Genomic DNA, 23,078 nt, shown 5'->3' with positions numbered 1-23,078 from the left:
CAACACGGTAGTGGCTTCGACGCCGCTGCGGGACGCCGGGATCGGGGCCGGCCGGCGGCAGGACGCGGCGAACCGCGCCCCGCCGGGTGCCCCAGCCCGGCAGGCCCCGGCGCCGGGCGCCGCCACCGTTGCCGTCCCGTTTTACGAGACGCGCGGGCCTTCCATCGCGTGCGCGAGGCCGAGCAGCGTGCGGCCGCCGTGGCCGGCTCCGACCACGACCCGGCAGGCGAGGCCGCGCCGGTGGCCCAGGTGGCTGGTCGCCAGCAGTGCCCGGATGGCGGCGGCGGCGAGGAGGTCGACCTCTCGCAGGTCGATGACGAGGGTGTGCGGCGCACCCAGGGAGGCGAGGGTGCGCCGGAGGAGCTCGCTGAAGCCGGGAACGGTGACGGCGTCGAGCACGCCCCGCACGGCCACCGTCGTGGTGGCCGTGGCGCGATCCGTGATCACCGTGGCCGTCGTCGCGCGGGCCGGATCGTCGCCCCCGGGCCCGGGTGGTGCCCCGGCCGCGTTGCTCAGCGCCCACCCCGCGTGCCGGGCGAAGTCGTGCTGGCTGGGGTACCGGCCCGCGGTCGCGTAGTGCAGCGAGAGCACGCCGACGAACCGGCCGCCGCCGTCGCGCAGCGGGTAGCAGTGCAGGGAGCACGTGCCGGCCGCCAGCATGACCGGCAGCGCCGGCCGGCCCGCGAACACCGGGCTGGTCGTGAGATCGCTGATCAGCACGGGGCTGCCGGTGCGCACCGCGAGCGCGCCCGCCGACGCGACGCCGGCGTCCCCCGCGGCGAACCGGTCGAGAAGGTTCGCCGGCAGGCCGTGGTGCCGGACGGTCCGCAGCGCGAGCGTGCCCCGGTCCCGCAGCTGCAGATGGCACGCGTCGGCCGCGGGAATCCCGCAGGCGGCGATCATGATGGCGGTGTGCACGGTCGGCGTGTCGGCCAGGACCAGGAAGTCCGGGGCCGCGATCGCCGAGACGTCGGTGCGCAGCCGGTGGCGGAACCGGGACAGCACGGCACGGCGGGTGGCCCGCAACTCGGCGTCGACCATCGCCTGTTCGGCGCGGGCACTCGCGGCGCGCAGGGAATCGGGCGAAGCGGCGGGGTACGGCGAGCGGGCCACACGTCGGGTCGGGTCTGACACCGGGCACCGCCTTCCGACGGTAGGTCCTCGGCGTGCCGTTGCCGTGGGCGGGCGATGCGGCACGGTGCCCTGGAGCCTACGGGACGCTCGCCCGCCCGCCTCAGCGCAGCCGCACGGCCGAGAGCTCCTCGAGCTGGCGCAGGGCGTCGGCGAACCCGGCGCCGAGCGGCTGGACGAGCACGTGGTCGGCGCCGGCGTCGCGGTGCGCCCGGACCCGCTCGGCGATGTCGTCGGGCGTGCCCCAGGCGACGATCGCGTCGACGAGCCGATCGCTGCCGGCCCCGGCGAAGTCGTCGTCGGTGAGCCCGAGCCGCCGCAGGTTGTTGACGTAGTTCGGCAGCTGCAGATAACGCACGGTGTGCCGGCGGGCCACCTCGCGGGCCACCCGCGGGCTGGTCTCCACGACGACCGCCTGCTCGGGGATGAGCAGCCGATCGGGGCCGAGTGCCGCGCGGGCCTCGGCGGTGTGCTCGGGCGGCACGAAGTAGGTGTGGGCGCCGTCGGTGCGGTCGGCGGCGAGCTCGAGCATGCGCGGGCCGAGCGCGGCGAGCACCACGGGAACGGAGGCCGGAACCTCGCCCATGGCCGTCAGGTACTCCCGCATGTGCTGCAGCGGGCGGCGGTACGACTGCCCCGACTGCTCCACGATGGGCGCGTGGCTGACGCCCAGCCCGAGGACGAACCGCCCCGGCCAGGCGTCGGCGAGCGTGGCCGCCGCGGCGCGGGCGGTGCCGGCGTGGCGGGCCCACACGTTCGCGATCCCGGTGCCGGCCACGATCCGCGAGGTCGCCGCGAGCCAGACGGCCTCCTGCGCGAAGACGTCGTTGGTCCCGACGACCTCGCCCTGCCACACCGAGCCGAACCCGAGGGCCTCGATGCGCGCGACGACCTCGCGCTGCACGGCGGCGGGCTCGCCCTGCAGGGTGCCGGTCCACACGCCGACGGGGCCGAGGGCTTTGCGGGTCGCGTCGATGGTCTGCGCCGTTGCCATGCGCTCCTTCTTCCCCGGCCGGCCGCGATTACGCGGTGACCCGCGACCGAGGGTCGGCGGTTCGGAGCGACGACAGCATCGTGACGCGGAGTCATGCGGTCATATGGCGTACATTCGTGATCCTTACGTACGCCTATTGCTCATACGAATGATGCATCGCTAGTCTGGTCGCACACGAGGCACTAACTTCGCGGTCGGCTCACCGCCACCGCCGGGAGATCCGGAAGGGTTGCGATCATGTCGCGCTTGCTCAGGAGGCTCTGGCCGACGCGCAGTGGTGTCAAAGAGGTCACGGTGGGCCTGAACCGGTATGCCGTGCGCGCATTGGACGAGGCGAGCCGGGGCGGCTCGCTCAATCATGCCGACGTGATGAACCGCGCGGTGCTGATGTATGCCGCGCTGCAGAAGATGACCACGCCGGACGACTGCGGCCTGAAGGTTGTCCGCGGGGAAGACGAGCTCTGGATCGGCTTCATCTAGCGGCGGTCAGTCGTAGATGGTACGACTGAAATCTGCATCGCCGGTGGGTTCCGGATGACTGAGCGACATCCGGAACCTGCTCCCGCCGAACTCCCCATCGTCTCCGAGGCTCGCCTCAGAGAATGTGGATGCGTTCCTTCTCGCCCTCGCTGTTGACCATCGTGATGCTGCCACCGCCCTGATCGGCGAGGCGCTGCACGAGCTCGTAGACCAGCAGGGCGCGGTTGATCGCGTCGGTCTTCGTGTCGCGGGTCGCCTCGCAGGTTCGCTGGAGCGCCTCGTAGGCCTTGGGCGTCAGGTTGACCGTGACCCGGACCAGGCCGCCGCCCCCGCCGGGCGAGTCGCCGTCCGGTGGCTGGGGGTCGGCCGCGGGAGCCTGCCGCCGGCGCGCCGCCGGCACCTCCGGGGGCTCCTCCGGCCGGGCCGGGTCGAGTAGGTCAGCCGAGTTCGCCGGCTTCACATGGCTCTCCTCTCACGCGAGGACGTTGCGCGCCGGACGGTCGACCGGCACTGCAGCGCGGACATGCCGACCCCCGCAGGACCACGGAAGCCGATGACCCTCTGGAGCGATGGTGCCACACAACGTATGCCATGCATACGGCCGTAGGCACCTCGATCACCCCCGCGATCGATCGCTGCGCCCGCAACGGTCGGATTTCTTACATGATGATTGTACATACGATGTGCGGCTATCGCGATCCTTCGGACCGGAAACCATCACATCGCAGATCGACGCGGACTCATATGTCCTAACGGCCGGAGCGTGCCGCCATCCGACTGAACCGTCCAACGTCGGCGGCGCGGGCGCGGTGACGGGCGACGCGTTCGTACGGGTGACCCGCGACACGAAGTTCATCAGTGACCCAGACGATGCGCGTACGAACGGATGCGGTATGGTTCGCGTGTGGCACGGCAGACTGTTAGCTAACAGTCAGACGGCAGACGCTGTGACGCATCGCGAGTTCGGGGGATCGCGCGAGCCAGGAAAGGGACCCCATGGCCGCCCAGCGCAAGCGCTCCAACAAGCAGGTCGACCTCTCCAACGAGCACCCCACCTCCCGCGCGGACTTCGGCGACTTCCGTCTCGACGGCACGGGAGCCGCCGGTGGCGGCTTCAAGCTCTCGATCCTCAACGTGAGCGTGGCCGCCCTGAACCTCGTCGTCTACAACGTCGCGGTCGCGGTCATGCCGCTGGTCTTTCTGTTCATCTGCAAGATGGCCGGCGCGTCGACGGCGACCACGCTGTGGATCTGCTCGGCCGTCCTGGCCTTCTCGTCGCTGGCCGGCGGCATCTTCTACTGGGACAACCGCTCGAACCGGAAGATTCGGTAACGCACATGTCGTCACAGCACTCGCCCGCGGGCGTCCATCGTGGCTCGGCGTACGCCCGCCGGCACCTCCGCGCCGCGCTGCGCCGCCACCGCGAGCTCCTGGGGCCGGCCTGGACCCAGCGCGAGATCGGCGATCGGCTCGGGTGGTCGCCGGCGAAGCTCCTGCGCATCGAGCAGGGCCACGTGCGGGTGAGCCAGACGGATCTCGAGGCGCTGGTGCGCCTCTACGGCATCGACGACCCCGATGAGGTCGAGCTCCTCATGGCGTGGCAGCGCGCGGGCCGGAAGACCGGCTCGCTCATCGGCCGGCACCGCCATCTGCTGTCCAAGACCGCGCTGGAGTTCTACGAGGAGGAGGAGGCGGCGAGCCGGCTGCTGGACTACGAGCCGTTGCTCATCCCGGGGCACCTGCAGACCGAGCGGTATGCGCGGGTCGTGCACGAGCGGCTGGGGGGCGCCCGGGCCGAGCCGGACGACGAGACCGGATCGCCCCGGCCGAGCGTCGAGGACCGGATCACCATCATGAAGGCGCGCCAGCAGTACCTCGAGCCGGAGCACAACCTGCAGGGCCACTTCGTGCTCGGCGCGGCGGCGCTGCGGCTGCGGGTCGGCAACGAGGACGGCGGCGACCCGGCCGGCGAGGTGATGGCCGAGCAATTGACCCACCTGCGCGAGATGAACGCGCGCCACGACAACGTGACGATCCAGGTGGTGCCCGATTCGGCCGGCCTGTTCAACCGCTACATGCGATTCCCGTTCGTGATCCTGGAATTCGACGACGGGGATCGGCTCAGCCTGCTGGAGATGCCGCCCGACGGCACCCTGATCCGCCACGGTGAGCGGCACATCGCGGATCTCGCCGACGCGTTCGAGGCCATTTCCGCCCTGGCCAGTGCGCCCGCGGACTTCGATGCGATCGCCGCCGCCGCGCTGGCCGCGCTGGGGTCCTGACGCGCGGGTCCGCGGCCGAATTCCTGGATCCGGAATGGTACGTCCGATCGTACAATGCATTCCGGTTCGTCGATTCTTTTGGCCAACGGCTAGTGTGATTCGCCGTATCTTCCGATACCCTCGTGCCTCGGGAGTGCAATTGAGATTGGCAAATGCCGATCTTCTTTTGGCATTTTGGGGGGATCATGCCGGACAACGGCGGCAACACCATCAGGTGGCGGCGGAGCACGCGCTGCGTCGAAGTCAACTGCGTCGAGGTCGCGGACCCGGGCACGGATGTGCTCATGCGCGACTCGAAGGACCCGGCGGGGCCGACGCTGGGCTTCCGCCGGGACGACTGGCGCGCCTTCGTGCGGGCGGTGCGCGGCGGCCGGTTCGACCCGGTCTAGCGAGCACCGCGGCCGGTTCGACCTGGTCTAGCGAGCACCGTGGCGGCGGTTCACTGCCGCTTGCGCCGCCGGCTGATCGCCGTGGCGGCGGTTCACTGCCGCTTGCGCCGCCGGCTGATCACCGTCGCGGCCGTGGCGGCGCCGGCGGAGGTCGCGAGCGCGATCGCCGCGCCGCCGATGGTCAGCGCCGCGGACGGCCGCAGGGTGAGGCAGACGGCCAGCCAGACGAGCGCGGGCGTGAGCAGGGTGAGCAGCGCCAGGGTCACACCGAGGCGCCCGGCGACACGCGGCGCCGGGAGCGCGCCCGGCGCCGGCATCCGGCCCACGGAGGCCACGACGATGTCGTCGGCATCGGCCCGCGGGCCGGGCTCGCGCTCGTGGAAGTCGGGCGACCGGGTCAGATCCTCCTCGGCCGGGGCCTGCCGGTTTCCGCCGGAGCCGATCACCGCGCGCTCCTCTCCGCCGTTCGGCAGGTCGTGTGTGACGGTCGACATTTTGTTAGCTCACTAAGGTGCCGAATCAACCGTACACCGTGAATGCACGACTATCTACCCGAGCATCTGCAGGTGCTTGTGCACGTGCATCGCGATCTTGGCATCGGCTCGCGCTGTCCCTCGTCGCTTCGGCACGCCATCCCGCCGTTTCGGTCCGCGCCCGGCTGGAGGGCCACACCGCGGCCCTGGCCGCGCCCAGCACGCCACGGACACGCACGACGAGCCTTCGGCGACGACTCCCGTGCCCGCCGACGTGCCCGCCGACGCGCTCACCGCGCCGGTGCCCGGCCGCTTGTCGTCGCACGGCTTCGGCCGGGCCCCGGGCGCGACGGCCACCGGCACCTCCCGTGCGTGCCGGCCGGCCCGCGCGTGTCGCAGGGCTGCCCGAGGACCAGGCCGCCTGCGAGCCGAATGTCCAGGTCAGGTGGCACAAATCTGGGAGTTGCCCGATCTCGCGCGGCCGTACTGTGAGTTCAGGCACACATCGAGGGGGAAGCCATGACCGACTACACCGACGCCGACACGCCCTACGTCATCGAGCACGACACCAATTACGACGGCCACGACGAGTGGCTCAGCGCCGACACCAACCACGACGGGCGCGACGACGTCTACCAGTACGACCTCGACGGCGACGGGAACCTCGACAACCAGGCGTGGGACAGCAACCACGACGGCTACATCGACGCGCGGGGCTACGACCACGACCACGACGGCCGGATGGAGGAGGTCAAGTACGACACCGACAAGGACGGCCGGGCGGACCTGCTCCAGAAGGACACCGACGGCGACGGTGTGCTCGACCGGCTCTACACCGACGCCAACCACGACGGCACCTACGACCGCATGGACGTCATCCGCGCCGACGCGCCCAAGCTCGACCACTACACCGACCACTACACCAACGGCGCGCACTACAACGGCGGCTGAGCACCGCCCGCGGCGCGGCACCGGGCCGCGCGGATCGACAGCGTGACCGTGCCGAGGACGACCGCGACCGCCGAGCCGACGAGCACGCCGCCCTTGGCGTCCTCGACCAGGTGCTCGTTGCCGGGGTAGGACAGCTCCGCCATGAGCAGCGAGACGGTGAACCCGATCCCGGCCAGCTGGGCCAGGCCGAGGATGTCCCACCAGCTCAGGTCGGGGTTGAGCTCGGCCGGCGTCAGCGCGGCGGTCAGCCAGGCCCCGCCGGCGATGCCGAGCACCTTGCCGGCGACGAGGCCGAGGACGACGCCGATCGCGACGGTACCGGTGAACAGTTCGCCGGTGCGGAACGAGACCCCGGCCGCCATCAGCGCGAAGACGGGCAGGACGACCGCCGCGGTGACCGGCCGCAGCAGCCGCTCGGCCCGGTGGCTGGAGTCCTCGGACTCGCCCGGCGCCGCCCGGGTCCGCATCAGCAGGCCCATCGCCGCGCCGGCGATGGTCGCGTGGACCCCGCTGGCGTGCGCGAGCGCCCAGATGGCGACGGCCAGCGGCACGCCGACGGCCCAGCCCGGCACCCGGGCCGGCAGGCGGGCCGCGTAGCGGGTCTGCAGCAGCCCGAACGCGGCCAGCAGCCCGATCGCGGCGACGAGCGGCGCCCAGCTCAGCGCCCCGGCGTAGAACACCGCGATGACGACGATGGCCACGAGGTCGTCGACGACGGCGAGGGTCAGCAGGAAGGTGCGCAGCGCCGGCGGCAGGCCGCGGCCGACCATCGCCAGCACGGCGACCGCGAACGCGACGTCGGTGGCCATCGGGATGCCCCAGCCGGCCGAGGGCTCGCCGCGGCCGGCGTTGACCGCGGCGAACACCAGCGCCGGGGTGACGGCGCCGGCCACGGCCGCGACGACCGGCAGGGCCGCCCGTCGCGGGTGACGCAGCTCCCCGTGCGTGAACTCCTGCTTGAGCTCGTTGCCGACGAGGAAGAAGAACACGGCGAGCAGCCCGTCGGCGGCCCACTCGTGCAGGGTCAGGTGCAGATGCCACCCGGCGGGGCCGAACGCGGTCGTGCGCATGGTCTCGTACGACGGCGACCACGGCGAGTTCGCCCACACCAGCGCGACGAGCGCGGCCACCGTGAGCAGCACGCCCCCGACCACGTCACGGCGCAGCGCGGCCCCGACACGGCTCATGTCCACCACAGATCACCCGTCCGGCGTCACCGAAGACCCCGGCGCCGGGCGGCACCAGGGAACCAGAGGTCAGCTGCGGTGGAGTCCGGGCGGGCAGCCGGCGATCTCGCCGTGCGGGTCCCTGCCCCACGACGGCAGCCACCCGTTCGTCCCCGGGCGGCGCATGACCCCGGCCGGGCACGTCGGCACCCACGGCTGCGGGGCCGGCGTGGTGGCGGCCGTCATCGCCACCATCATACGGTCCGGCCTGCGGCTCAGAAGGTGTAGGGCGTGTCGTACTCCGGCCGCAGCACCGTCGCGCGCGGGGAGGCCTTGCGGATCGCGGCGATGAACGCGTCCAGCTTCGCGGCGTCGGACGCGGCCACCGCCGGCGGGTTGCGCAGCGGCCGCTCGAAGTCGTCCCAGTGCACCGGCACGACCACCCGCGGGTGGTCCAGCGCCCGCAGCAGCCGCCCGGTGTAGTCGTGCACGACCCCGCCGGCCGGCAGCGCGATCATCGCCACGTCCGGCGCCAACCCGGTGAGGTTGCGCTCGACGAAGTCGCTGCCGCCCATGAAGAAGACCTTCGGACCGCCGGCGATCGTCACCTGGTAGGCGAGGGTGTCGCCCTCGGGCAGGTCGGCGATCGTCGCCGGGGCCGGCGGCGGGGTGAGCCGCACGCCCGGGAACGCCAGCGAGTAGGCGGGGTTGCGGCTGTGCAGGGCCGCGATCACCTCGACGGTGTAGTCGCCGAAGTCGAGCTGCTCGCCGCCCTTGACCGGGATCGCCTGGGCGCTCGGCACGCCCGAGGCGAGCGCGAGGTGGTAGGCGGTGAGGGTGCCGAGGACGCGCACGCCGGCGACGGTCTTCGCGATGTGCGGCACGTCGTTGAAGTGGTCCCAGTGCGTGTGGGTGACGAGCACCGTCTCCGGCCGCCCGATGCGCGGCCCGATCGCGTCGGGGTCCACCCGCAGCGGCGTCGCCGGGTCGAACGCGCCGGTGAACAGGCCGGTGGGGTAGCGGGAGAGGTACGGGTCGACGAGCACGGTGCGCCCGTTGACGTCGATGCGCCAGCCGGAGGTGCCGAACCAGCGGAACGTCCCGGCGCGGGTGGGCGCGGCCGAGGCCGCGGCGGGACCGGTCGCGGCGGCGAGCCCGGAGGCGACCGCGGTGCCGGCGACGGCGGTGCGCAGCAGGGCGCGGCGATTGAGGTCACGAGTGTCGGACATGGCGACCACCCAAGCATCGCCGGGCTCGGGCTGTCCAAGACCAGGATGTCGTACGGCCCATATCCGAGCGCATATCAGCGCTGGTCACGCAGCAGACGGACGGCCTCGGCCGCGGCCCGGCCGAGCGCCAGGTCCGCCTCGATGCGGGGGACGCGCCCGCCGCCGCTGACGAAGACGGCGATCGCGTAGCGCCCGCCGTCCGGGTACTGCGCGACCCCGATCTCCATCGCCAGCCCGGGCAGGGTGCCGGTCTTGCCCGCGACCCGCACCTCGGCCGGGAACCCCGACCGCAGCCGGGTCCAGAACAGCTGGCGGGCCATGAGGTCGCGGACCGCCGCGCACGCCGCGGGCGGACCGGCCTCGTCGCGCCAGATCAGGCCGAGCAGCCGGGTCAGCTCCTCGGGCGTGCTCGACGTCGTGCGCTCGGGGTCGAACACGCGCAGCGCCGCCACCCGCTGCGGCTCCAGCGTCGGGAACAGCCGCGCGAACTCGGCGTCGTCGCGCGCGCTGAGGTCGGCGAACATCGACTCGAGCAGCTGCCGGGGGCCGCCGGCGATCCGCGTGCGGTGCAGGCCGAGCTCGGCGGCGAGCAGCCCGAGCAGGTCCGGGCCGCCGAGGCGGTGCAGGAGCACGTCGGCGGCGGTGTTGTCGCTGACGGACATGGCGAAGTACGCGAGATCGCGCAGCGAGACCTCGATGTCGTCGGCGCACCCGGCGGTGCCCCAGCCGCCGAAGCGGTCGGCGGCGCCGATGACCACGCGCTCGGCCGGGTCCAGGGCGCCCGCCGCGACCTGGCGGGCGAACTCGAGCACCAGCAACACCTTGACGATCGACGAGAGCACGACGGGCTCGTCGGCGCCGACGCCCACGGCCCGCCCCGAGTCGATGTCGCAGGCGTGCAGCCGGCCCCGCACCCCGGCGGCGGCGAAGGTCTCATGTATCGACACGTGGTGCGAAAAAGGGTCCGGCATATGGTCACTGTATGGTCGACCTGTCGCGGCACCTGCGGTACTTCCTCGTCGTCGCCGAGGAGCTGCACTTCAGCCGGGCCGCGGAGCTGCTCGGCATCGCCCAGCCGCCGCTGAGCCAGGCGATGCGCCGCCTCGAACGGGAGCTGGGGGTCACCCTCTTCGACCGGCTGCCCCGCGGCACCGAGCTGACCGCCGCCGGACGCGCCCTGCGCGACGAGGCACCGCAGTTCCTGGCGGCCGAGCGCCGGCTGCGCACGCTCATGCACAGCATCCGCGACGGCGACCTCGGCACCCTGCGGGCCGGGGTGCCGCCCGAGACCCCGGCGGCCGCGCTGGGGGAGCTGCTGCGCCGGCTCGGCGAGCAGGCGCCCGGGCTCGACGTCGACCTGCAGGAGCTCACCACCGCCGAGCAGCTCGAACTGCTGGCCGAGGCGCGGCTGGACGTCGGCCTCGTGCACCACCCCGTCGACGCGGCCGACCTGGCGTGCGGCCCGGTGACCCGGGTGCGCCTCGGTGTCGTGCTGCCGCGGGTCTCGCCGCTGGCCCGGCTCACCGAGCTCACCGCCGACCAGCTCGCCGGGCAGGGGCTCGTGGTGTTTCCGCGGGCGACGGCGCCGCGGTGGTACGACACCCTGATCGGCGCCTGCCGGGAACTCGGCTTCGTGCCGTCGCGGGTGCGGCACGCCCGGAATCCGGAGTTCCTGTGCGGGCTCGTCCTCGCCGGGCTCGGCGTCGGGCTGGAGCGCGAGGATGCCGTGCGGCGCGAGCCGCGGGTCGCGTGGCGGCCCCTCGCCGGCGACCCGCTGTGGCAGCAGACGTCGGCGGTGTGGCCGCGGCGCGCCCCGCACCCGGCCGCGCGACGGTTCGGCGCGCTGGCCGGAGCCGTGCTGGCGCCCCCGGCCGCCGCTCCCGGCCGCATCCTCGGCGCACCGGGCCCGTGGTCGGTCGTCTTCGACCGGGCCCGCACCACCGTGGATTAGGGGGAAAGCCCCCGGTCGAATTCGGGGGAGTTCCGGATCGTGCCGAACGCCGCGAAGTTCAAGACTCGACCGCATGACAGAGAGGCCCAGAATCAGCGTTGTCATCCCGTGCTACAACGAGGCCGGATACCTCACCGACGCGCTCCTCTCCCTGCGCAAGCAGGATTTCGACGGAGTGTTCGAGGTCATCGTGGTCGACAACAACTGCACGGACGACACGGCGGGCATCGCCCGCGACTTCGGCGCGCGGGTCGTGGCCGAGCCGGTGCCGGGCGTGTGCAACGCCCGGCAGCGCGGCACGGAGGAGGCGCGCGGCGAGATCGTCATCTCGACCGACGCCGACACGGTGCACGGCCGCGACTGGCTGAGCCGCATCGACGCGCGCTTCCGCTCCGACGAGCGCATCGCCGCCGTGGTGGGCCCGTGCGTGTACGCCGACGGACCGCGCTGGGGCCGGGTCTACGGCCGGATGCTGTTCGGCGCGGTGAACGCGGTCTACAAGGTGACCGGCCGCGCCGCGTACGCGAGCGCGACGAACATCGCGTTCCGGCGGGCGGCCTGGAGCGGCTACGACACCAGCCTGACCCAGGGCGGCGACGAGCTCGACCAGCTGCGCCGGCTGCGCCGGCAGGGCCGGGTCGTCTACGAGCACGCCAACCCGACCTTCACGTCCGGCCGGCGCCTGAGCCGCGGGCTCGCGTACAACCTGTTCGTGACGCTGCCGGTGCACTACCTGCTGACGTACGCGGTGAACCGGATCGCGGGCCGGCGGGTGCTCGGCTCGGCACCGGCGTTCCGCGACGAGGACGGCTCGTTCGAGGCCACCCTGGCGGCCCGGTGACCGCCGCGGCCGTGCTGGTGCTCCTCGCCGTGCTGGGCGGGGCGTACTGGCTGCTGATGTCGCCGTTCGCCCCGTCGAAGCGCGACTATCCGTACCACGGGGACGCCGACGAGCGCGTGGTGGCGCTGACGTTCGACGACGGGCCGAACGAGCCCTACACGTCGCAGATCCTCGACATCCTGGCCGCGCACCGCATCCGGGCCACGTTCTTCCACGTCGGGCACTGCGTCGAGCGGCACCCGGAGACGGCCCGGCGCGTGATCGACGACGGGCACGTGGTGGGCAACCACTCCCTGAGCCACCGCTTCGGCACCTATCTGCGCCCGAACGCGTTCGCGCGGGAGGTCGAGCAGACCCAGCGGATCCTGGTGCGCGTGACCGGCCGGACGCCGGCGCTGGCCCGCACGCCGTGGCTGTGGCGGCAGCCGGCCCTGCTGCGCATGCTGCGCCGGGGCGGGCTCCACCCCGTCGCGGGCGAGTTCGGGCACGCCTTCGAGGTGTTCCAGCCGTCGGGGGTACGGATGGCGCGCCGCGCGATCGCCAAGACGCGCCCGGGCTCGATCCTCATCTTCCACGACGGCTTCGACGGGCGCGGCGGCAACCGCGCCGAGACGGTGACCGCCGTGCGCGAGACCATCGAGGGCCTGCTGGCGCGCGGGTACCGCTTCGTGACCGTCGACGAGCTGCTGGGCGTCCCCGCGTACCAGTCGTAGCGCCCGTCCGGCCGGCGTCCGACGGGTCGCGTGAACGCCGGATGCCGGTCCGGGCAGCACCGGGCGCGCCGAGGTGTTCGCGACGGTCAAGGCCGGCACGTGCCTGGCCCAGGCGGCGGACCTGCGCTTCGCGTGCACCGTGCGGCTCGCGGGGCACAGCCCGTTCACGGGCACGCTGCGGCACGCGGCCGCCTGAGCGCTCAGCGCGCCGGGACGCGGCTGCCCAGGATCGCGCGCGGGCGCGGGGGAGTGCCGCGGCGGCGCCATTCGCGGGGGTACCCCACCGAGACCTCCTCGAACGGCACCCCGTCGTGCACGGTCGAGCGGGGGATGTGCAGGTGCCCGTAGACGACCGCGGCGGCGTCGAAGCGGCGGTGCCAGTCGCGCGTGCGCGTCGTGCCGCACCACTGGGCGAACAGCGGGTACCGCAGGATGTTCGTCGGCTCCCGCACGAGCGGGTAGTGGTTGACGAGCACCGTCGGCAGGCCCGGCTCGCGGGCCTCGAGGCGGCGCTCGGTCGCCGCGATGCGGGCCGCGCACCACGCCTCGCGCGACGGGTAGGGGTCCGGGTGCAGCAGCATCTCGTCGGTGCACACCACGCCGGCGTCGTAGGCCAGCTCCAGCGAGTGCTCCTTCGAGCGCGCCTGCGGGACGCGGAACGAGTAGTCGTACAGGGTGAACAGGGGCGCGACGGTCACGGGGCCGCCGGTGCCGTCCCAGACGCGGTACGGGTCCTCCGGCGTGGCGATCCCGAGCTCCCGGCACAGCTTCACCAGCGCCTCGTAGCGCGCCACGCCCCGCAGCCGCACCGGGTCCTCCCGCGGCGTCCACAGCTCGTGGTTGCCCGGGGCCCAGATCACCTGCGCGTAGCGGCGGCTGAGCAGGCGCAGCGCCCACTCGATGTCGGCGAACAGCTCGGCCACGTCGCCGGCGACGATGAGCCAGTCGCCGGGGTTGTCGGGGCGCAGCTGCTCGACGTACGCGCGGTTCTCGGCGTAGACGATGTGCAGGTCGCTGACGGCCAGCAGACGCGCCGGTTCCATGATCCGACCGTAGCCGGGGGCCCGCGGCCCCGACACCCCTATCAATCCGCGGCCCGGGCCAGCAGGAGCGCGCCGTGGAGGGAGGAGAGCCCGCCGAGCGTCGCCGCGCGCACCGGCGCCGGGGGGTGGCCCGGGCGGCCCAGCGCCGCGGTGTGCTCGGCCACGGTCTCGACGAAGCCGGGCAGGCCGGCCGCGAAGCCACCCCCGACGATGGTCAGCGCCGGGCGGAACAGCTCCCCGAGGCTGACCGCGGCCGCGGCCAGCGCGGCACAGCTCTCCCGCACGGCCGACACGGCCCGGGCGTCGCGGGCGAGCCAGCCGTCGCGCAGCTCGTCGAAGGTCACCCCCGCTCGCCGCAGGGTCGCGGCGCCCGAGGCGACCGCCTGCAGGCACCCGGACCGGCCGCAGTCGCAGCGGGGCCCGGCCCGCTCGACGATCATGTGCCCGACCTCGCACGACCCGCGCGTGGGCCCCGGGCAGGGGCGGCCGCCGACCACGGCACCGCCGCCGATCCCGGTGCCGACCCCGAGGTAGACCACGTCCGCGCAGCCGGCCGCGTCCGCCTCGGCGACGGCCGCGAGGTCGCCGTCGTCGGCCACCCGCACGGTCGCCGGAGCGAGCATCCGCAGCAGCTCGGCGCGCAGGTCGAGGCCGATCCACGAGGGGCGGGTGGGCCAGGCGGTCACGCGCCCCGAACCGTCCATGGTGGCCGGCATGGCGACCCCGACCGCGTCGAACTCGAGGCCGCGGACGTGCGAGCCCAGCAGCGCCAGGTCCTGCTGTGCGGTGGAGGAGTCCGGCCACGTGAACGTGGCGTGGAAGCCGGACGACAGGCGCAGGGCGACCTTGGTGCCGCCGACGTCGATGCCGAGGGCGGTGCTCATCGGTGCGCGATCGCGGTGAGCAGGAGCCCGGAGCGGGCCAGCCAGCGGCCCTCGAAGCGCGGGCCGGGCACGAGCAGCGTCGCGGTGAAGGTGCCGGTCCCGAAGGTGATGTCGGCCTCGTGGAAGTCCAGCCAGCGGTGGGTGAGGGGGTACCACGTCTTGTAGACGGCCTCCTTGGCGCAGAACAGCAGCCGGTCCCAGCGCACCTCCGGCCGCGTGCGCAGCAGCGCACCGACCCGCGCCACCTCGCCCGGCAGCGCGATGGACTCGAGCACCCCGTCGGGCAGCGGCTCGTTCGGCTCGGCGTCGACGCCGACGGAGGCCAGGTCGCGCTCGCGCGCGACGACCGCGGCCCGGTACCCGGCGCAGTGGGTGATGCTGCCCACGATGCCGGCCGGCCACAGCGGCTCCCGCTTCGGCCCGGACAGCAGCGCCACCGCCGGCTCCCCGAGCCGCTGCAACGCCTGCCGGGCGCAGTGCCGGGCGGTGGTGAACTCCAGCCGCCGCTTCTCGACCGCGCCGGCGACTAGGGGTTCCTCCTCGGGCCACAGTTTTGCGTCGGAGGGGTCGGCGGTCGCCTCGACGGCAATCGATTCCTCGGGCAGAATCTGCTCAATCATCGAACCTCCGCTCGTTCACGCGTTGAGGGGAACCGACATGGACATCGCGCTCGCCTTCGACGAGGGGTACGCGACCTACGCCCACGTCACGATCGAGTCCATCCTGCAGTCCCACACCCACCGCGACGACCTCACGCTCTGGCTGCTCACGCCGGCCGGTCTGCAGGCGCGGGTGGCCGACGCCTTCCGCCGCCAGATCGAGGACCGGGCGCACGCGCGCTTCCTCACCGCCGACGACGGTTTCCGCTCGATGCCCATCGCACAGCAGGAGCAGTACCGCTACATCAGCGCCGGGATGTACCTGCGCCTGTTCCTGCCCGACCTGGTGCCGCCCGACCTGACGCGCCTGCTCTACCTGGACTGCGACACGATCGTCGGCGGCGACCTGGGCGGCCTGTTCGCCCGGCCGATGGGCGGCGCACCGCTCGGCGCGGTCCGCGACGGCTTCACGCTCTCGATGGGCCACGAGGGCGGCGTCCCGGGCGCCGGGATGCACGTCAGCCGCCGGGCGCCCTACTTCAACTCGGGCGTGCTGCTCATGAACCTGCCGGTGTGGCGCGAGGCCGGCGTGACCGAGGGCTGCTTCGAATACCTGCGCGCCCACCACGACCGGCTCCGCTTCCCCGATCAGGACGCGCTGAACCTGGTCACGTACGGGCGGTGGCACCAGCTGGAGTCGAAGTGGAACGACACCATCCTGTGGTGGATGTGGCCGGGCGATCCGCGGGCGGCCCGGTACGTGGCCATCACGCATTTCCTGGGCCCCAGGAAGCCGTGGCAGAGCGACTTTCCGTACGCCGGATACCGCGAGCGCTATCTCGAGCTTGCCGGGCGCGTGGCTGAGCTGACGGCATGAGCCGGCGGCCGGCCACGAGCCGGTCGAGGTAGCCGCAGGTCTGGCTCAGGCTGAGCCCGGCCGCGCGGCCCTCCCGCTCCACCGTCTCCAGCGTCAGGTCCGAGCGGCGCTCGAGCCGCTGCCACAGGGCCGTGGTGCGCTCGGCCGACGCGAGCAGCTCCGCGACCCAGGCCCCCTCGGACCGGTTCAGGTACTGCAGCACCGGCCGCGGCGGCACACCGGTGCGCGGGGCGTGGCGCCGGAACGCCTCCGCGATCGCGGACAGGGGCACGAGGTGGCCGATGTCCGGCCGCGGCTCCGGCGTGAGCCGCTCGGCGAGGGGGCTCCACGTCGTCCCGCCGGGGATCGCCGCCGCGATGATCCCGTCGAGCTCGGCCAGCAGCGGCTCGGCGTCCACCTCCAGCAGCGGATGCCCGAGCAGCCGGCCGGTCTCCTCCAGGTATCCCGCGTGCAGGCAGGTCGAGTAGATGAACGCCATCGTGGCGAACGCGCCGCGGACCGGTACCGAGTCCAGCTCGGCGAACTGGCGGTACCAGTCGGGCCGCCCGGCCAGCGCCGCGGAGTAGACCCGCCACGGCGAGGGCAGGAACTGTGCTCGCGCCTCCAGCCCGTAGCGGAAGTGCAGCCGCGCGCAGCTGCGGCCGTCGCGCAGCGCTCGCCCGGCGAGCGCCGACACGTCCTCGTCCACGTGGTGCAGCGGCGTTGCCCAGCTGTCGAGCCAGCCGATGCGGCCGCCCGCCGCGCGCAGCCGCAGGGCGAGGTCGGTGTCCTCGCCCGCGTTCGGGTGCTGCTCGACGTCGAACGGCGCGCCGGGCGGGGCCAGGTCGCGGCGGTAGCCGGCGTTCGCGGTGACCAGCAGCCCGCCGCTGTGCCCGTCGAGGGGCGAGGCGTCGTAGAACCGCTGGTGGTCCATGAACGCGGTGATCGGGCCGAGCACCGCCAGCCGAACGGGCCCGCTGACCGCCACGGGGCCGCCGCGCAGCGCCTGATACATGTCGGAGCACCAGGACCCGGGCACGATCAGGTCGTCGTCCACGAAGAGCACGGTGTCATGCCGGGCCGCCGCGACGCCGGTGTTGCGGGCGTGGGAGACGCCGGGCGGGTCGGAGTGCAGCACGCGCAGGGCGGGGCTCGCCGGGCCCTCGTACGTGACGCCGGGCGGCACGCGGTTGGCCACCAGCAGCACCTCGGCGTCGGGGCCCAGCCGCGCGGCGGAGTCGAGGGCGGCGGCGACGCACTCGCCCACCACCTTGCGTTCGAGGGTGCTCGGGATCACGACGCTGACCGACACGGTCAAGATTGTTTCCCGTTCCGGGGCCCGGCCGACGCCCCTAATCCGTCGGCGCGGGTGGCAATAGGGGTCCGGCTCAGGGGTGGGCTATGTCACAGCCGGGTCCTAGAGTCGTTGCCAGGCAAGGCGACAGCACCTCGAATCCCGGCAGTACCTCGATCCCGGCGGAGGCTGACCCATGAGCCAGGACACCCAACCCACCACCCATCTCGACGCCCAGGAACTCATCGAGGCGATGCTCGAAGGCGGCCCCGTCGGCATGCCCGTCGAGCTGCGCGCCCAGCGCGTGCAGTCGCACGAGGAGAAGATCAAGGTGTCGTACTACGGCGGCCACGAGCATTTCGAGCGCGTCCCCGACACCGGGGTCGCGGGCGCGCCCGTCGTGTTCCGCTGGACCGGCCGCACGCGGATGGCCGAGTAGGACGAATCAGGTGGAGTGATGGCGCACGACATGAGCGAACACCCGGCCCCCGCCGACCGGGAGATCGTGGTTGCGAACGGCGACGAGGCCGTTGCGTACTACCGTCAGGCATTCGACGCGGCGGAGCTGTGGCGCGAATGCCTGCTCGACGGGTCGGTGCTCGCGGCCGAGATGGTCCTCGGCCCGTACCACCTGTTGCTCAAGCAGGACCCAGGCCGGGCCGCACCCGCGTCCGAGCCGGCGGCCGAGGACTGCGCGGTGCTGGAATACGCCGAGCCCGACGCCGCCTACGCCCGCGCGCTCGCCGCCGGCGGCCTGGCCGAGCCCTCCGGCCACGCCGCGGGCCCGGGCGGCCTGGTGCGCGACGCCTACGGCCAGCGCTGGGACGTCGTGGGCCGCGACCGATGATGGTCGACGGCTCGACCCGCGTGTTCGGCGTCCTCGGCGACCCCATCGCGCAGGTGCAGGCGCCGCGGCTGCTCAACACCCTCTTCGCCGAGCTCGGCCGCAATGCGGTGCTGGTCCCGATGCACGTGCGGCCCGACCGGCTCGCCGAGACGGTCGCGGGGCTGCGGCGCATCGTGAACCTCGACGGGCTGCTCGTGACCGTGCCGCACAAGGTCGCCGTCTGCGGGCTCGCCGATCGCGTCAGCCCGACGGTCGCCGCGGCCGGCAGCGCCAACGCGCTGCGCCGCGAGCCGGACGGATCGTGGCTGGCCGAGAACTTCGACGGCACCGGCTTCGTCGCCGGGCTGCGCCACGCCGGGCACGAGCCCGCCGGGCGCAGCGTGACCCTGGTCGGGGCCGGCGGGGCCGGCGCGGCCATCGCGGTCGCGCTGCTGGACGCCGGTGTTGGGCGCCTCGCCGTCCACGACGTCGACGCCGCCCGCCGCGACGACCTCGTGGACCGCCTGGAGCGCCACCGCCCCGGCATCGCCGTCGCCACCGCCGGGCCCGCGCTCGGCGACGCCGACATCGCTGTCAACGCGACCCCGCTGGGCCTGCGCGAGGACGACCCGCTGCCGTTCGCGCCCGAGTCGCTGCGGCCGGGCGGGCTGGTGGCCGACATCATCATGAAGCCCGCCGACACGGCGCTGCTGCGCGCGGCGGCCGCCCGCGGCTACCCGATCCACTACGGGCGCCACATGCTGGAGGGCCAGCTGGACGGGTACCGCCGATTCTTCCGCCTGGACGCGGTGACCGTCCACTGAGGACGATCCGTCGTTGAGGGGTGCCTAGGGGCCGGTCTAAGGGCAGCCCATGGGCCATCCGAGCAGGTAGCGTCCCTTTCGCGCGGTCGCGGACATACCCATCCGCCCCCGCGGCCCGGGCTCCTCGTGGGTATCGACTCGGTTCCGGAAACACACGAATTCGGAGTAGGACGATGACGGATCTCTCCCCACAGGCGCCCGACTTCCCGCCGTGGCCCCAGTACGACGACGCCGAGCGCACCGGCCTCATCCGCGCCCTGGAACAGGGCCAGTGGTGGCGCATGATGGGCCAGGAGGTCGACTCCTTCGAGCGCGAGTTCGGGGAGTACCACGGCAGCCCCTACGCGCTCGCGGTGACGAACGGCACCCACGCCCTCGAGCTGGCCGTCGAGGTGCTCGGCATCGGCCCGGGCGACGAGGTCATCGTCCCGGCGTTCACGTTCATCTCCTCGTCCCAGGCGGTGCAGCGCATCGGCGCCGTGGCCGTCCCGGTCGACGTCGACCCGCGGACCTACTGCATCGACGTGGCCGCCGCGGAGGCCGCGATCACCCCGCGCACCCGTGCCATCATGCCCGTGCACATGGCCGGGCACATGTCCGACATGGACGCGCTGGCGAAGCTCTGCGCCGACGCCGGCATCACGATGCTGCAGGACGCGGCCCACGCCCAGGGCGCGCGCTGGAACGGCAAGCGGGTCGGCGAGTTCGGCTCGATCGCCACGTTCAGCTTCCAGAACGGCAAGCTCATGACCGCCGGCGAGGGCGGGCTGGTGCTCTTCCCCGACGCCGAGCTGCACGAGCGCGGCTTCCTGCGGCACAGCTGCGGCCGCCCGCGCACCGACCGCCGGTACTTCCACCAGACCTCCGGCTCGAACTACCGCATGAACGAGTTCAGCGCGAGCGTGCTGCGCGCCCAGCTCTCCCGGCTCGAGGCGCAGACGGACGTCCGCGAGGCGCGGGGCCGCCTGCTGACCTCGCTGCTGGCCGAGGTCCCGGGCGTGCTGCCGCAGGGCCGCGACGAGCGCTGCGACCGCAACTCGCACTACATGGCCATGTTCCAGCTCCCCGGCGTCGGCGAGGACGAGCGCAACGCGATCGTCGACCGGCTCATCGAGCGCGGCCTGCCCGCGTTCGTCGGCTTCCGCGCGATCTACCGCACCGACGGCTTCTGGGAGACCGGGGCGCCCGACGAGTCCGTGGACGCGATCGCGAAGCGGTGCCCGGTCAGCGAGGCGCTCACGGCCGAGAGCATCTGGCTGCACCACCGCACCCTGCTCGGCACCGAGCAGCAGATGCAGGACATCGCCACCATCGTGGCGCAGACCCTGGCCGGAGCGTGACGCCCGGCTCCGCCGTGGGTGCGGCTCAGCGGCCGGTGCGCACGGCGGTAATCGGTCTCGGGTGGGCCGGACGGTCCATCTGGCTACCGCGGCTGGCCGCCGATCCGGCCTTCGCGGTGACGGCGGTGGTCGACCCCGACCCGGGGGCCCGTGCCGCCGCCGTCGAGGCCCACCCGGCGGCCTCGGCGTTCGCGACCGTCGAGGAGCTCGACACGGCGCTGGTGGACCTGGCGGTGGTGGCGGTACCGAACCATCTGCACTGCGACGTGGCGTGCGCGGTGCTCGGCAAGGGGATTCCGGTCTTCCTGGAGAAGCCCGTCTGCCTCACCAGCGCGGAGGCGCAGCGGCTCGCCACGGCCGAGCGGGCCGGCGGGGCCGTCCTGCTCGCGGGCAGCGCCGCGCGGTACCGCGCCGACATCCAGGCGCTGCACGGCCTCGCGGGCTCGCTCGGGCGCATCCGGCACGTGGACATCGCGTGGGTCCGGGCCCGGGGCATTCCCGGCGCCGGCGGCTGGTTCACCGATCGCGGCCTGGCCGGCGGCGGCGCCCTCGTCGACCTCGGCTGGCACCTGTTCGACGTGGTCGGCCCGCTCATCGGCGGCACCGACTTCGTGCAGGTCATCGGCACCGTCTCCGACGACTTCATCGCCTCGGGCACCTGGAACGCCGGCTGGCGGGGCGACGCCCCCGCCGCGGCGGCTCCCCCCGGCGACGTGGAGGACACCGCGCGCGGCTTCCTGGTCAACGGCGACGGCGTGTCGGTGTCGCTGCGGGTGAGCTGGGGCTCGCACGAGGCGCTGGACGGCACGGTCGTCAAGGTCGAAGGCAGCGCCGGCACCGCGACCCTGCGCTGCACCTTCGGGTTCAGCCCGAACCGGGCCGGCGACTCCGAGCTCACCTGCCTGCGCGCGGGCGAGGCGGCGCCGGTGGCCCTGCCCGCCGAGCCGATCGGCACCGAGTACGACCGGCAGCTGGCCGCGCTGCCCGCGCTCCTGGCCGATCCGGGCAACCGTGGTCGTGCGATCGACGAGACGACGAGGACCATCGCCGCGATCGAGCGCATCTACGCCTCGGCCGGGGTGGTCCGCACGCTGATGCAGACGCCGGCGCCGGTCGCGGCCGGCCGATGATGGTGGTGGCCTGATGCTGAACAGTCCTGAGATCCGTGCCGTCGTCTTCGACCTCGACGGGGTGCTGGTCGACAGCACCGAGGTCATGCGCGAGGCGTTCACCGTCGCCTACGCCGAGGTCGTCGGCCCCGGCCCGGCCCCGTTCGCCGAGTACAACAAGCACCTCGGCCGCTACTTCCCCGACATCATGCGCATCATGGGCCTGCCGCTGGCCATGCAGGAGCCGTTCGTGCGCGAGAGCTACCGGCTCGCGCACCGCGTGCCGCTCTTCGACGGCGTCGAGGAGATGGTGCAGGAGCTGCGCGAGCGCGGCCTCGGCACCGCGATCGCGACCGGCAAGAGCGGCGAGCGCGCCCGGTCCCTGCTGGAGCAGCTCGGCGTGCTGCACCTGTTCGACCACGTGATCGGCTCGGACGAGGTGGCCAACCCGAAGCCGGCCCCCGACATCGTGCTGCACGCCCTGGCCCTGCTCGGCGTCCCGGCCGCGAACGCGGTCATGGTCGGCGACGCGGTCACCGACATCAGCAGCGCCCGGGGCGCGAACGTCGCCGCGATCGCCGCGCTGTGGGGCGAGAGCGACGAGGCGGAGCTGCTGGCCGCCGAGCCCGACGCGGTGCTCTACAAGCCCAAGGACCTGCTGACCTACTGCGGCTGGTAGGCCGCCCGGGGCATCGCGGCCAGCGCCGCCCGCACGGCCGGCTCCGGCACGTCGCGCACCAGCTCGACGCCGCCGGGGCCGTCCAGCACGAAGGTCAGCCCACCCTCCGACCCGGACGTCGCCTTCTTGTCGGCCCGCATGACCGCGACGAGCGCGTCCGCGTCGGCGCCGTCCGGCAGGCCGGTCTGCAGCCCGTAGCTCGCGACGACCGCCTCGTGCTCCGCGACCCGCTGCGGGCCGATGCGGCCCAGGTGCCCGGCGAGGCGGCCGGCGAAGACGGTGCCGACGCCGACCGCCTCGCCGTGGCGCAGCGCGAAGCCGGTGGTGAGCTCCAGGGCATGACCGAGCGTGTGCCCGTAGTTGAGGATGTGCCGCAGGCCGCCGTCGCGCTCGTCGGCCGCGACGACCGACGCCTTCAGCCCGACGCTCGCGGCGATCTGCTCGACGACCTCGAGCCCGCGCAGGTCGCCGGCGCCGATGAAGTGGCAGCGCGCGATCTCGCCGTAGCCGTTGACCCATTCGCGGGCCGGGAGCGTCGCCAGCAGGTCGGTGTCGCACAGCACCGCGCTCGGCTGCCAGTAGGCCCCCACGAGGTTCTTGCCCTCGGGCAGGTTCACCGCCGTCTTGCCGCCCACGCTCGCGTCGACCTGCGCCAGCAGCGTGGTCGGCAGGTGCACGACGGCGACGCCGCGGTGGTAGAGCGCCGCGGCGAGCCCGACGGTGTCGGTGGTGGTGCCGCCGCCGAGCGACACCACGGCGTCGGAGCGGGTCAGGCCGAAGCCGGCGAACTCCCGGCAGAGGCGCTCGACCTGCGCGAGGGTCTTGTCCGGCTCGCCGTCGCGGGCGGCCACGACGTGGGTCGGCACCCCCGTCTCGGGCACCACCTCGGGCGGGCGGGCGGAGACGACGGCCACCCGGCGGGCGCCGATCGCGGCGATCACGCCGGCGAGCCGGTGCCGGGCGCCGGGTCCGATGTGCACGTCGTAGGCGCGCGCGCCGAGTTCGACGGTGACGGTCCGGATCG

Annotated in this window: 29 protein-coding genes; 16 read left to right on the top strand and 13 right to left on the bottom strand. The window is 73.5% G+C overall.

Annotated elements, in window-relative coordinates; all coding sequences use genetic code 11:
- Positions 1-141: 141 nt before the first annotated feature.
- Positions 142-1,134, bottom strand: coding sequence for an STAS domain-containing protein (locus ACQP1P_RS26445; protein ID WP_433073920.1), 993 nt, complete (start codon positions 1,132-1,134; stop codon positions 142-144).
- Between the two features lie 100 nt (positions 1,135-1,234).
- Positions 1,235-2,125, bottom strand: coding sequence for a TIGR03620 family F420-dependent LLM class oxidoreductase (locus ACQP1P_RS26440; protein ID WP_433073917.1), 891 nt, complete (start codon positions 2,123-2,125; stop codon positions 1,235-1,237).
- 237 nt (positions 2,126-2,362) lie between these two features.
- Here ACQP1P_RS26440 and ACQP1P_RS26435 point away from each other — a divergent pair, with 237 nt between their 5' ends.
- Positions 2,363-2,605: a hypothetical protein gene (locus tag ACQP1P_RS26435; RefSeq protein WP_433073914.1), complete on the top strand. Its 243-nt coding sequence runs from the start codon at positions 2,363-2,365 to the stop codon at positions 2,603-2,605.
- Between the two features lie 115 nt (positions 2,606-2,720).
- Here ACQP1P_RS26435 and ACQP1P_RS26430 read toward each other — a convergent pair whose 3' ends face one another.
- Positions 2,721-3,065 carry a hypothetical protein gene (locus ACQP1P_RS26430; RefSeq protein ID WP_433073911.1) on the bottom strand — a complete coding sequence of 115 codons (345 nt, stop codon included), beginning with the start codon at positions 3,063-3,065 and terminating at the stop codon, positions 2,721-2,723.
- Between the two features lie 536 nt (positions 3,066-3,601).
- Here ACQP1P_RS26430 and ACQP1P_RS26425 point away from each other — a divergent pair.
- The 3 genes from ACQP1P_RS26425 to ACQP1P_RS26415 all read left to right on the top strand — a co-directional run bounded on the left by ACQP1P_RS26425 (position 3,602) and on the right by ACQP1P_RS26415 (position 5,276).
- A complete protein-coding gene (locus ACQP1P_RS26425; protein WP_433073908.1) occupies positions 3,602-3,937 on the top strand; it encodes a hypothetical protein in 336 nt (111 codons plus the stop codon).
- Between the two features lie 5 nt (positions 3,938-3,942).
- The gene (locus tag ACQP1P_RS26420) at positions 3,943-4,887 is read left to right on the top strand and encodes a helix-turn-helix domain-containing protein (protein ID WP_433073905.1); all 945 of its coding nucleotides are present in this window, start codon (positions 3,943-3,945) and stop codon (positions 4,885-4,887) included.
- A gap of 152 nt (positions 4,888-5,039) precedes the next feature.
- Entirely contained in the window at positions 5,040-5,276 is a 237-nt protein-coding gene (locus tag ACQP1P_RS26415) for a DUF397 domain-containing protein (protein WP_433073902.1), read from the top strand.
- 92 nt (positions 5,277-5,368) lie between these two features.
- On the opposite strand, the gene ACQP1P_RS26410 is transcribed toward ACQP1P_RS26415, so the two are convergent.
- Positions 5,369-5,770, bottom strand: a complete 402-nt coding sequence (locus tag ACQP1P_RS26410; RefSeq protein WP_433073899.1) for a hypothetical protein — start codon at positions 5,768-5,770, stop codon at positions 5,369-5,371.
- A gap of 498 nt (positions 5,771-6,268) precedes the next feature.
- On the opposite strand from ACQP1P_RS26410, the gene ACQP1P_RS26405 reads away from it, so the two are divergent.
- On the top strand, positions 6,269-6,700 hold the full coding sequence (locus ACQP1P_RS26405; RefSeq protein WP_433073896.1) for a hypothetical protein: 432 nt from the start codon (positions 6,269-6,271) through the stop codon (positions 6,698-6,700).
- On the opposite strand, the gene nhaA is transcribed toward ACQP1P_RS26405, so the two are convergent.
- From nhaA to ACQP1P_RS26385, 4 genes are all read right to left on the bottom strand, one after another.
- Entirely contained in the window at positions 6,685-7,887 is a 1,203-nt protein-coding gene (gene nhaA, locus ACQP1P_RS26400) for a Na+/H+ antiporter NhaA (protein WP_433073893.1), read from the bottom strand. The genes ACQP1P_RS26405 and nhaA overlap by 16 nt on opposite strands.
- Positions 7,888-7,956: 69 nt before the next feature.
- Positions 7,957-8,112, bottom strand: coding sequence for a hypothetical protein (locus ACQP1P_RS26395; RefSeq protein ID WP_433073890.1), 156 nt, complete (start codon positions 8,110-8,112; stop codon positions 7,957-7,959).
- A gap of 29 nt (positions 8,113-8,141) precedes the next feature.
- Complete coding sequence (locus tag ACQP1P_RS26390) at positions 8,142-9,095, bottom strand: MBL fold metallo-hydrolase (RefSeq protein WP_433073887.1); 954 nt, start codon at positions 9,093-9,095, stop codon at positions 8,142-8,144.
- A 74-nt stretch (positions 9,096-9,169) separates the two neighbouring features.
- Entirely contained in the window at positions 9,170-10,066 is an 897-nt protein-coding gene (locus tag ACQP1P_RS26385) for a serine hydrolase (protein WP_433073884.1), read from the bottom strand.
- A gap of 11 nt (positions 10,067-10,077) precedes the next feature.
- Between ACQP1P_RS26385 and ACQP1P_RS26380 the strand changes: the two genes are divergently transcribed.
- The 4 genes from ACQP1P_RS26380 (at position 10,078) to ACQP1P_RS26365 (ending at position 12,796) form a co-directional block, all read left to right on the top strand.
- Positions 10,078-11,046, top strand: coding sequence for a LysR family transcriptional regulator (locus ACQP1P_RS26380; RefSeq protein WP_433073881.1), 969 nt, complete (start codon positions 10,078-10,080; stop codon positions 11,044-11,046).
- A 73-nt stretch (positions 11,047-11,119) separates the two neighbouring features.
- Positions 11,120-11,887 carry a glycosyltransferase family 2 protein gene (locus tag ACQP1P_RS26375; protein ID WP_433073877.1) on the top strand — a complete coding sequence of 256 codons (768 nt, stop codon included), beginning with the start codon at positions 11,120-11,122 and terminating at the stop codon, positions 11,885-11,887.
- On the top strand, positions 11,884-12,600 hold the full coding sequence (locus tag ACQP1P_RS26370; RefSeq protein WP_433073874.1) for a polysaccharide deacetylase family protein: 717 nt from the start codon (positions 11,884-11,886) through the stop codon (positions 12,598-12,600). Before ACQP1P_RS26375 ends, ACQP1P_RS26370 begins: the two co-directional genes overlap by 4 nt.
- Before the next feature lie 73 nt (positions 12,601-12,673).
- Positions 12,674-12,796: a hypothetical protein gene (locus tag ACQP1P_RS26365; RefSeq protein WP_433073871.1), complete on the top strand. Its 123-nt coding sequence runs from the start codon at positions 12,674-12,676 to the stop codon at positions 12,794-12,796.
- Between the two features lie 4 nt (positions 12,797-12,800).
- Here the strand turns inward: ACQP1P_RS26365 and ACQP1P_RS26360 are convergent, their stop codons facing one another.
- From ACQP1P_RS26360 to ACQP1P_RS26350, 3 genes are read right to left on the bottom strand one after another with little or no spacing between them, the layout of a single operon-like run.
- Positions 12,801-13,643, bottom strand: coding sequence for a metallophosphoesterase family protein (locus ACQP1P_RS26360; protein WP_433073868.1), 843 nt, complete (start codon positions 13,641-13,643; stop codon positions 12,801-12,803).
- 41 nt (positions 13,644-13,684) lie between these two features.
- Positions 13,685-14,527, bottom strand: coding sequence for an ROK family protein (locus ACQP1P_RS26355; RefSeq protein ID WP_433073865.1), 843 nt, complete (start codon positions 14,525-14,527; stop codon positions 13,685-13,687).
- Positions 14,524-15,147, bottom strand: a complete 624-nt coding sequence (locus ACQP1P_RS26350; RefSeq protein ID WP_433073862.1) for a 4'-phosphopantetheinyl transferase family protein — start codon at positions 15,145-15,147, stop codon at positions 14,524-14,526. The genes ACQP1P_RS26355 and ACQP1P_RS26350 overlap by 4 nt, the downstream gene beginning before the upstream one ends.
- A 37-nt stretch (positions 15,148-15,184) precedes the next feature.
- On the opposite strand from ACQP1P_RS26350, the gene ACQP1P_RS26345 reads away from it, so the two are divergent.
- Positions 15,185-16,003 (top strand): glycosyltransferase family 8 protein, encoded by an 819-nt coding sequence (locus tag ACQP1P_RS26345; RefSeq protein WP_433073859.1) that lies wholly within the window; start codon positions 15,185-15,187, stop codon positions 16,001-16,003.
- Here ACQP1P_RS26345 and ACQP1P_RS26340 read toward each other — a convergent pair.
- Positions 15,894-17,294 carry a glycosyltransferase gene (locus tag ACQP1P_RS26340; RefSeq protein WP_433073856.1) on the bottom strand — a complete coding sequence of 467 codons (1,401 nt, stop codon included), beginning with the start codon at positions 17,292-17,294 and terminating at the stop codon, positions 15,894-15,896. The two genes, ACQP1P_RS26345 and ACQP1P_RS26340, sit on opposite strands and share 110 nt — an antisense overlap.
- A gap of 178 nt (positions 17,295-17,472) precedes the next feature.
- Between ACQP1P_RS26340 and ACQP1P_RS26335 the strand changes: the two genes are divergently transcribed.
- From ACQP1P_RS26335 to ACQP1P_RS26310, 6 genes are all read left to right on the top strand, one after another.
- Positions 17,473-17,715, top strand: coding sequence for a DUF5988 family protein (locus ACQP1P_RS26335; protein WP_433073853.1), 243 nt, complete (start codon positions 17,473-17,475; stop codon positions 17,713-17,715).
- A gap of 30 nt (positions 17,716-17,745) precedes the next feature.
- On the top strand, positions 17,746-18,123 hold the full coding sequence (locus ACQP1P_RS26330; protein WP_433073850.1) for a hypothetical protein: 378 nt from the start codon (positions 17,746-17,748) through the stop codon (positions 18,121-18,123).
- Positions 18,120-18,926 carry a shikimate dehydrogenase family protein gene (locus ACQP1P_RS26325; protein WP_433073847.1) on the top strand — a complete coding sequence of 269 codons (807 nt, stop codon included), beginning with the start codon at positions 18,120-18,122 and terminating at the stop codon, positions 18,924-18,926. The genes ACQP1P_RS26330 and ACQP1P_RS26325 overlap by 4 nt, the downstream gene beginning before the upstream one ends.
- Before the next feature lie 173 nt (positions 18,927-19,099).
- Entirely contained in the window at positions 19,100-20,266 is a 1,167-nt protein-coding gene (locus tag ACQP1P_RS26320) for a DegT/DnrJ/EryC1/StrS family aminotransferase (protein ID WP_433073844.1), read from the top strand.
- Between the two features lie 35 nt (positions 20,267-20,301).
- Positions 20,302-21,396 (top strand): Gfo/Idh/MocA family protein, encoded by a 1,095-nt coding sequence (locus ACQP1P_RS26315; RefSeq protein ID WP_433073841.1) that lies wholly within the window; start codon positions 20,302-20,304, stop codon positions 21,394-21,396.
- 13 nt (positions 21,397-21,409) lie between these two features.
- Positions 21,410-22,054, top strand: a complete 645-nt coding sequence (locus ACQP1P_RS26310; protein WP_433073838.1) for an HAD-IA family hydrolase — start codon at positions 21,410-21,412, stop codon at positions 22,052-22,054.
- Here the strand turns inward: ACQP1P_RS26310 and ACQP1P_RS26305 are convergent.
- A complete protein-coding gene (locus tag ACQP1P_RS26305; protein WP_433090133.1) occupies positions 22,039-23,076 on the bottom strand; it encodes a 3-dehydroquinate synthase family protein in 1,038 nt (345 codons plus the stop codon). The genes ACQP1P_RS26310 and ACQP1P_RS26305 overlap by 16 nt on opposite strands.
- Between the last annotated feature and the right edge of the window lie 2 nt (positions 23,077-23,078).

Source organism: Dactylosporangium sp. CA-052675, from assembly GCF_050947935.1.
Lineage (GTDB): Bacteria > Actinomycetota > Actinomycetes > Mycobacteriales > Micromonosporaceae > Dactylosporangium.
Note: the sequence above shows the minus strand (reverse complement) of the source record. Positions and strands in the feature narration are given on the sequence as shown.

Bases quoted from the DNA above. Each gene is read 5' to 3' on its own strand.
- ACQP1P_RS26440 (WP_433073917.1), bottom strand. From the start codon at position 2,125: ATGGCAACGGCGCAGACCATCGACGCGACCCGCAAAGCCCTCGGCCCC.
- ACQP1P_RS26435 (WP_433073914.1), top strand. From the start codon at position 2,363: ATGTCGCGCTTGCTCAGGAGGCTCTGGCCGACGCGCAGTGGTGTCAAA.
- ACQP1P_RS26425 (WP_433073908.1), top strand. From the start codon at position 3,602: ATGGCCGCCCAGCGCAAGCGCTCCAACAAGCAGGTCGACCTCTCCAAC.
- ACQP1P_RS26420 (WP_433073905.1), top strand. From the start codon at position 3,943: ATGTCGTCACAGCACTCGCCCGCGGGCGTCCATCGTGGCTCGGCGTAC.
- ACQP1P_RS26415 (WP_433073902.1), top strand. From the start codon at position 5,040: ATGCCGATCTTCTTTTGGCATTTTGGGGGGATCATGCCGGACAACGGC.
- ACQP1P_RS26410 (WP_433073899.1), bottom strand. From the start codon at position 5,770: ATGTCGACCGTCACACACGACCTGCCGAACGGCGGAGAGGAGCGCGCG.
- ACQP1P_RS26405 (WP_433073896.1), top strand. From the start codon at position 6,269: ATGACCGACTACACCGACGCCGACACGCCCTACGTCATCGAGCACGAC.
- nhaA (WP_433073893.1), bottom strand. From the start codon at position 7,887: ATGAGCCGTGTCGGGGCCGCGCTGCGCCGTGACGTGGTCGGGGGCGTG.
- ACQP1P_RS26395 (WP_433073890.1), bottom strand. From the start codon at position 8,112: ATGACGGCCGCCACCACGCCGGCCCCGCAGCCGTGGGTGCCGACGTGC.
- ACQP1P_RS26390 (WP_433073887.1), bottom strand. From the start codon at position 9,095: ATGTCCGACACTCGTGACCTCAATCGCCGCGCCCTGCTGCGCACCGCC.
- ACQP1P_RS26385 (WP_433073884.1), bottom strand. From the start codon at position 10,066: ATGCCGGACCCTTTTTCGCACCACGTGTCGATACATGAGACCTTCGCC.
- ACQP1P_RS26380 (WP_433073881.1), top strand. From the start codon at position 10,078: ATGGTCGACCTGTCGCGGCACCTGCGGTACTTCCTCGTCGTCGCCGAG.
- ACQP1P_RS26375 (WP_433073877.1), top strand. From the start codon at position 11,120: ATGACAGAGAGGCCCAGAATCAGCGTTGTCATCCCGTGCTACAACGAG.
- ACQP1P_RS26360 (WP_433073868.1), bottom strand. From the start codon at position 13,643: ATGGAACCGGCGCGTCTGCTGGCCGTCAGCGACCTGCACATCGTCTAC.
- ACQP1P_RS26355 (WP_433073865.1), bottom strand. From the start codon at position 14,527: ATGAGCACCGCCCTCGGCATCGACGTCGGCGGCACCAAGGTCGCCCTG.
- ACQP1P_RS26350 (WP_433073862.1), bottom strand. From the start codon at position 15,147: ATGATTGAGCAGATTCTGCCCGAGGAATCGATTGCCGTCGAGGCGACC.
- ACQP1P_RS26345 (WP_433073859.1), top strand. From the start codon at position 15,185: ATGGACATCGCGCTCGCCTTCGACGAGGGGTACGCGACCTACGCCCAC.
- ACQP1P_RS26335 (WP_433073853.1), top strand. From the start codon at position 17,473: ATGAGCCAGGACACCCAACCCACCACCCATCTCGACGCCCAGGAACTC.
- ACQP1P_RS26330 (WP_433073850.1), top strand. From the start codon at position 17,746: ATGAGCGAACACCCGGCCCCCGCCGACCGGGAGATCGTGGTTGCGAAC.
- ACQP1P_RS26325 (WP_433073847.1), top strand. From the start codon at position 18,120: ATGATGGTCGACGGCTCGACCCGCGTGTTCGGCGTCCTCGGCGACCCC.
- ACQP1P_RS26320 (WP_433073844.1), top strand. From the start codon at position 19,100: ATGACGGATCTCTCCCCACAGGCGCCCGACTTCCCGCCGTGGCCCCAG.
- ACQP1P_RS26310 (WP_433073838.1), top strand. From the start codon at position 21,410: ATGCTGAACAGTCCTGAGATCCGTGCCGTCGTCTTCGACCTCGACGGG.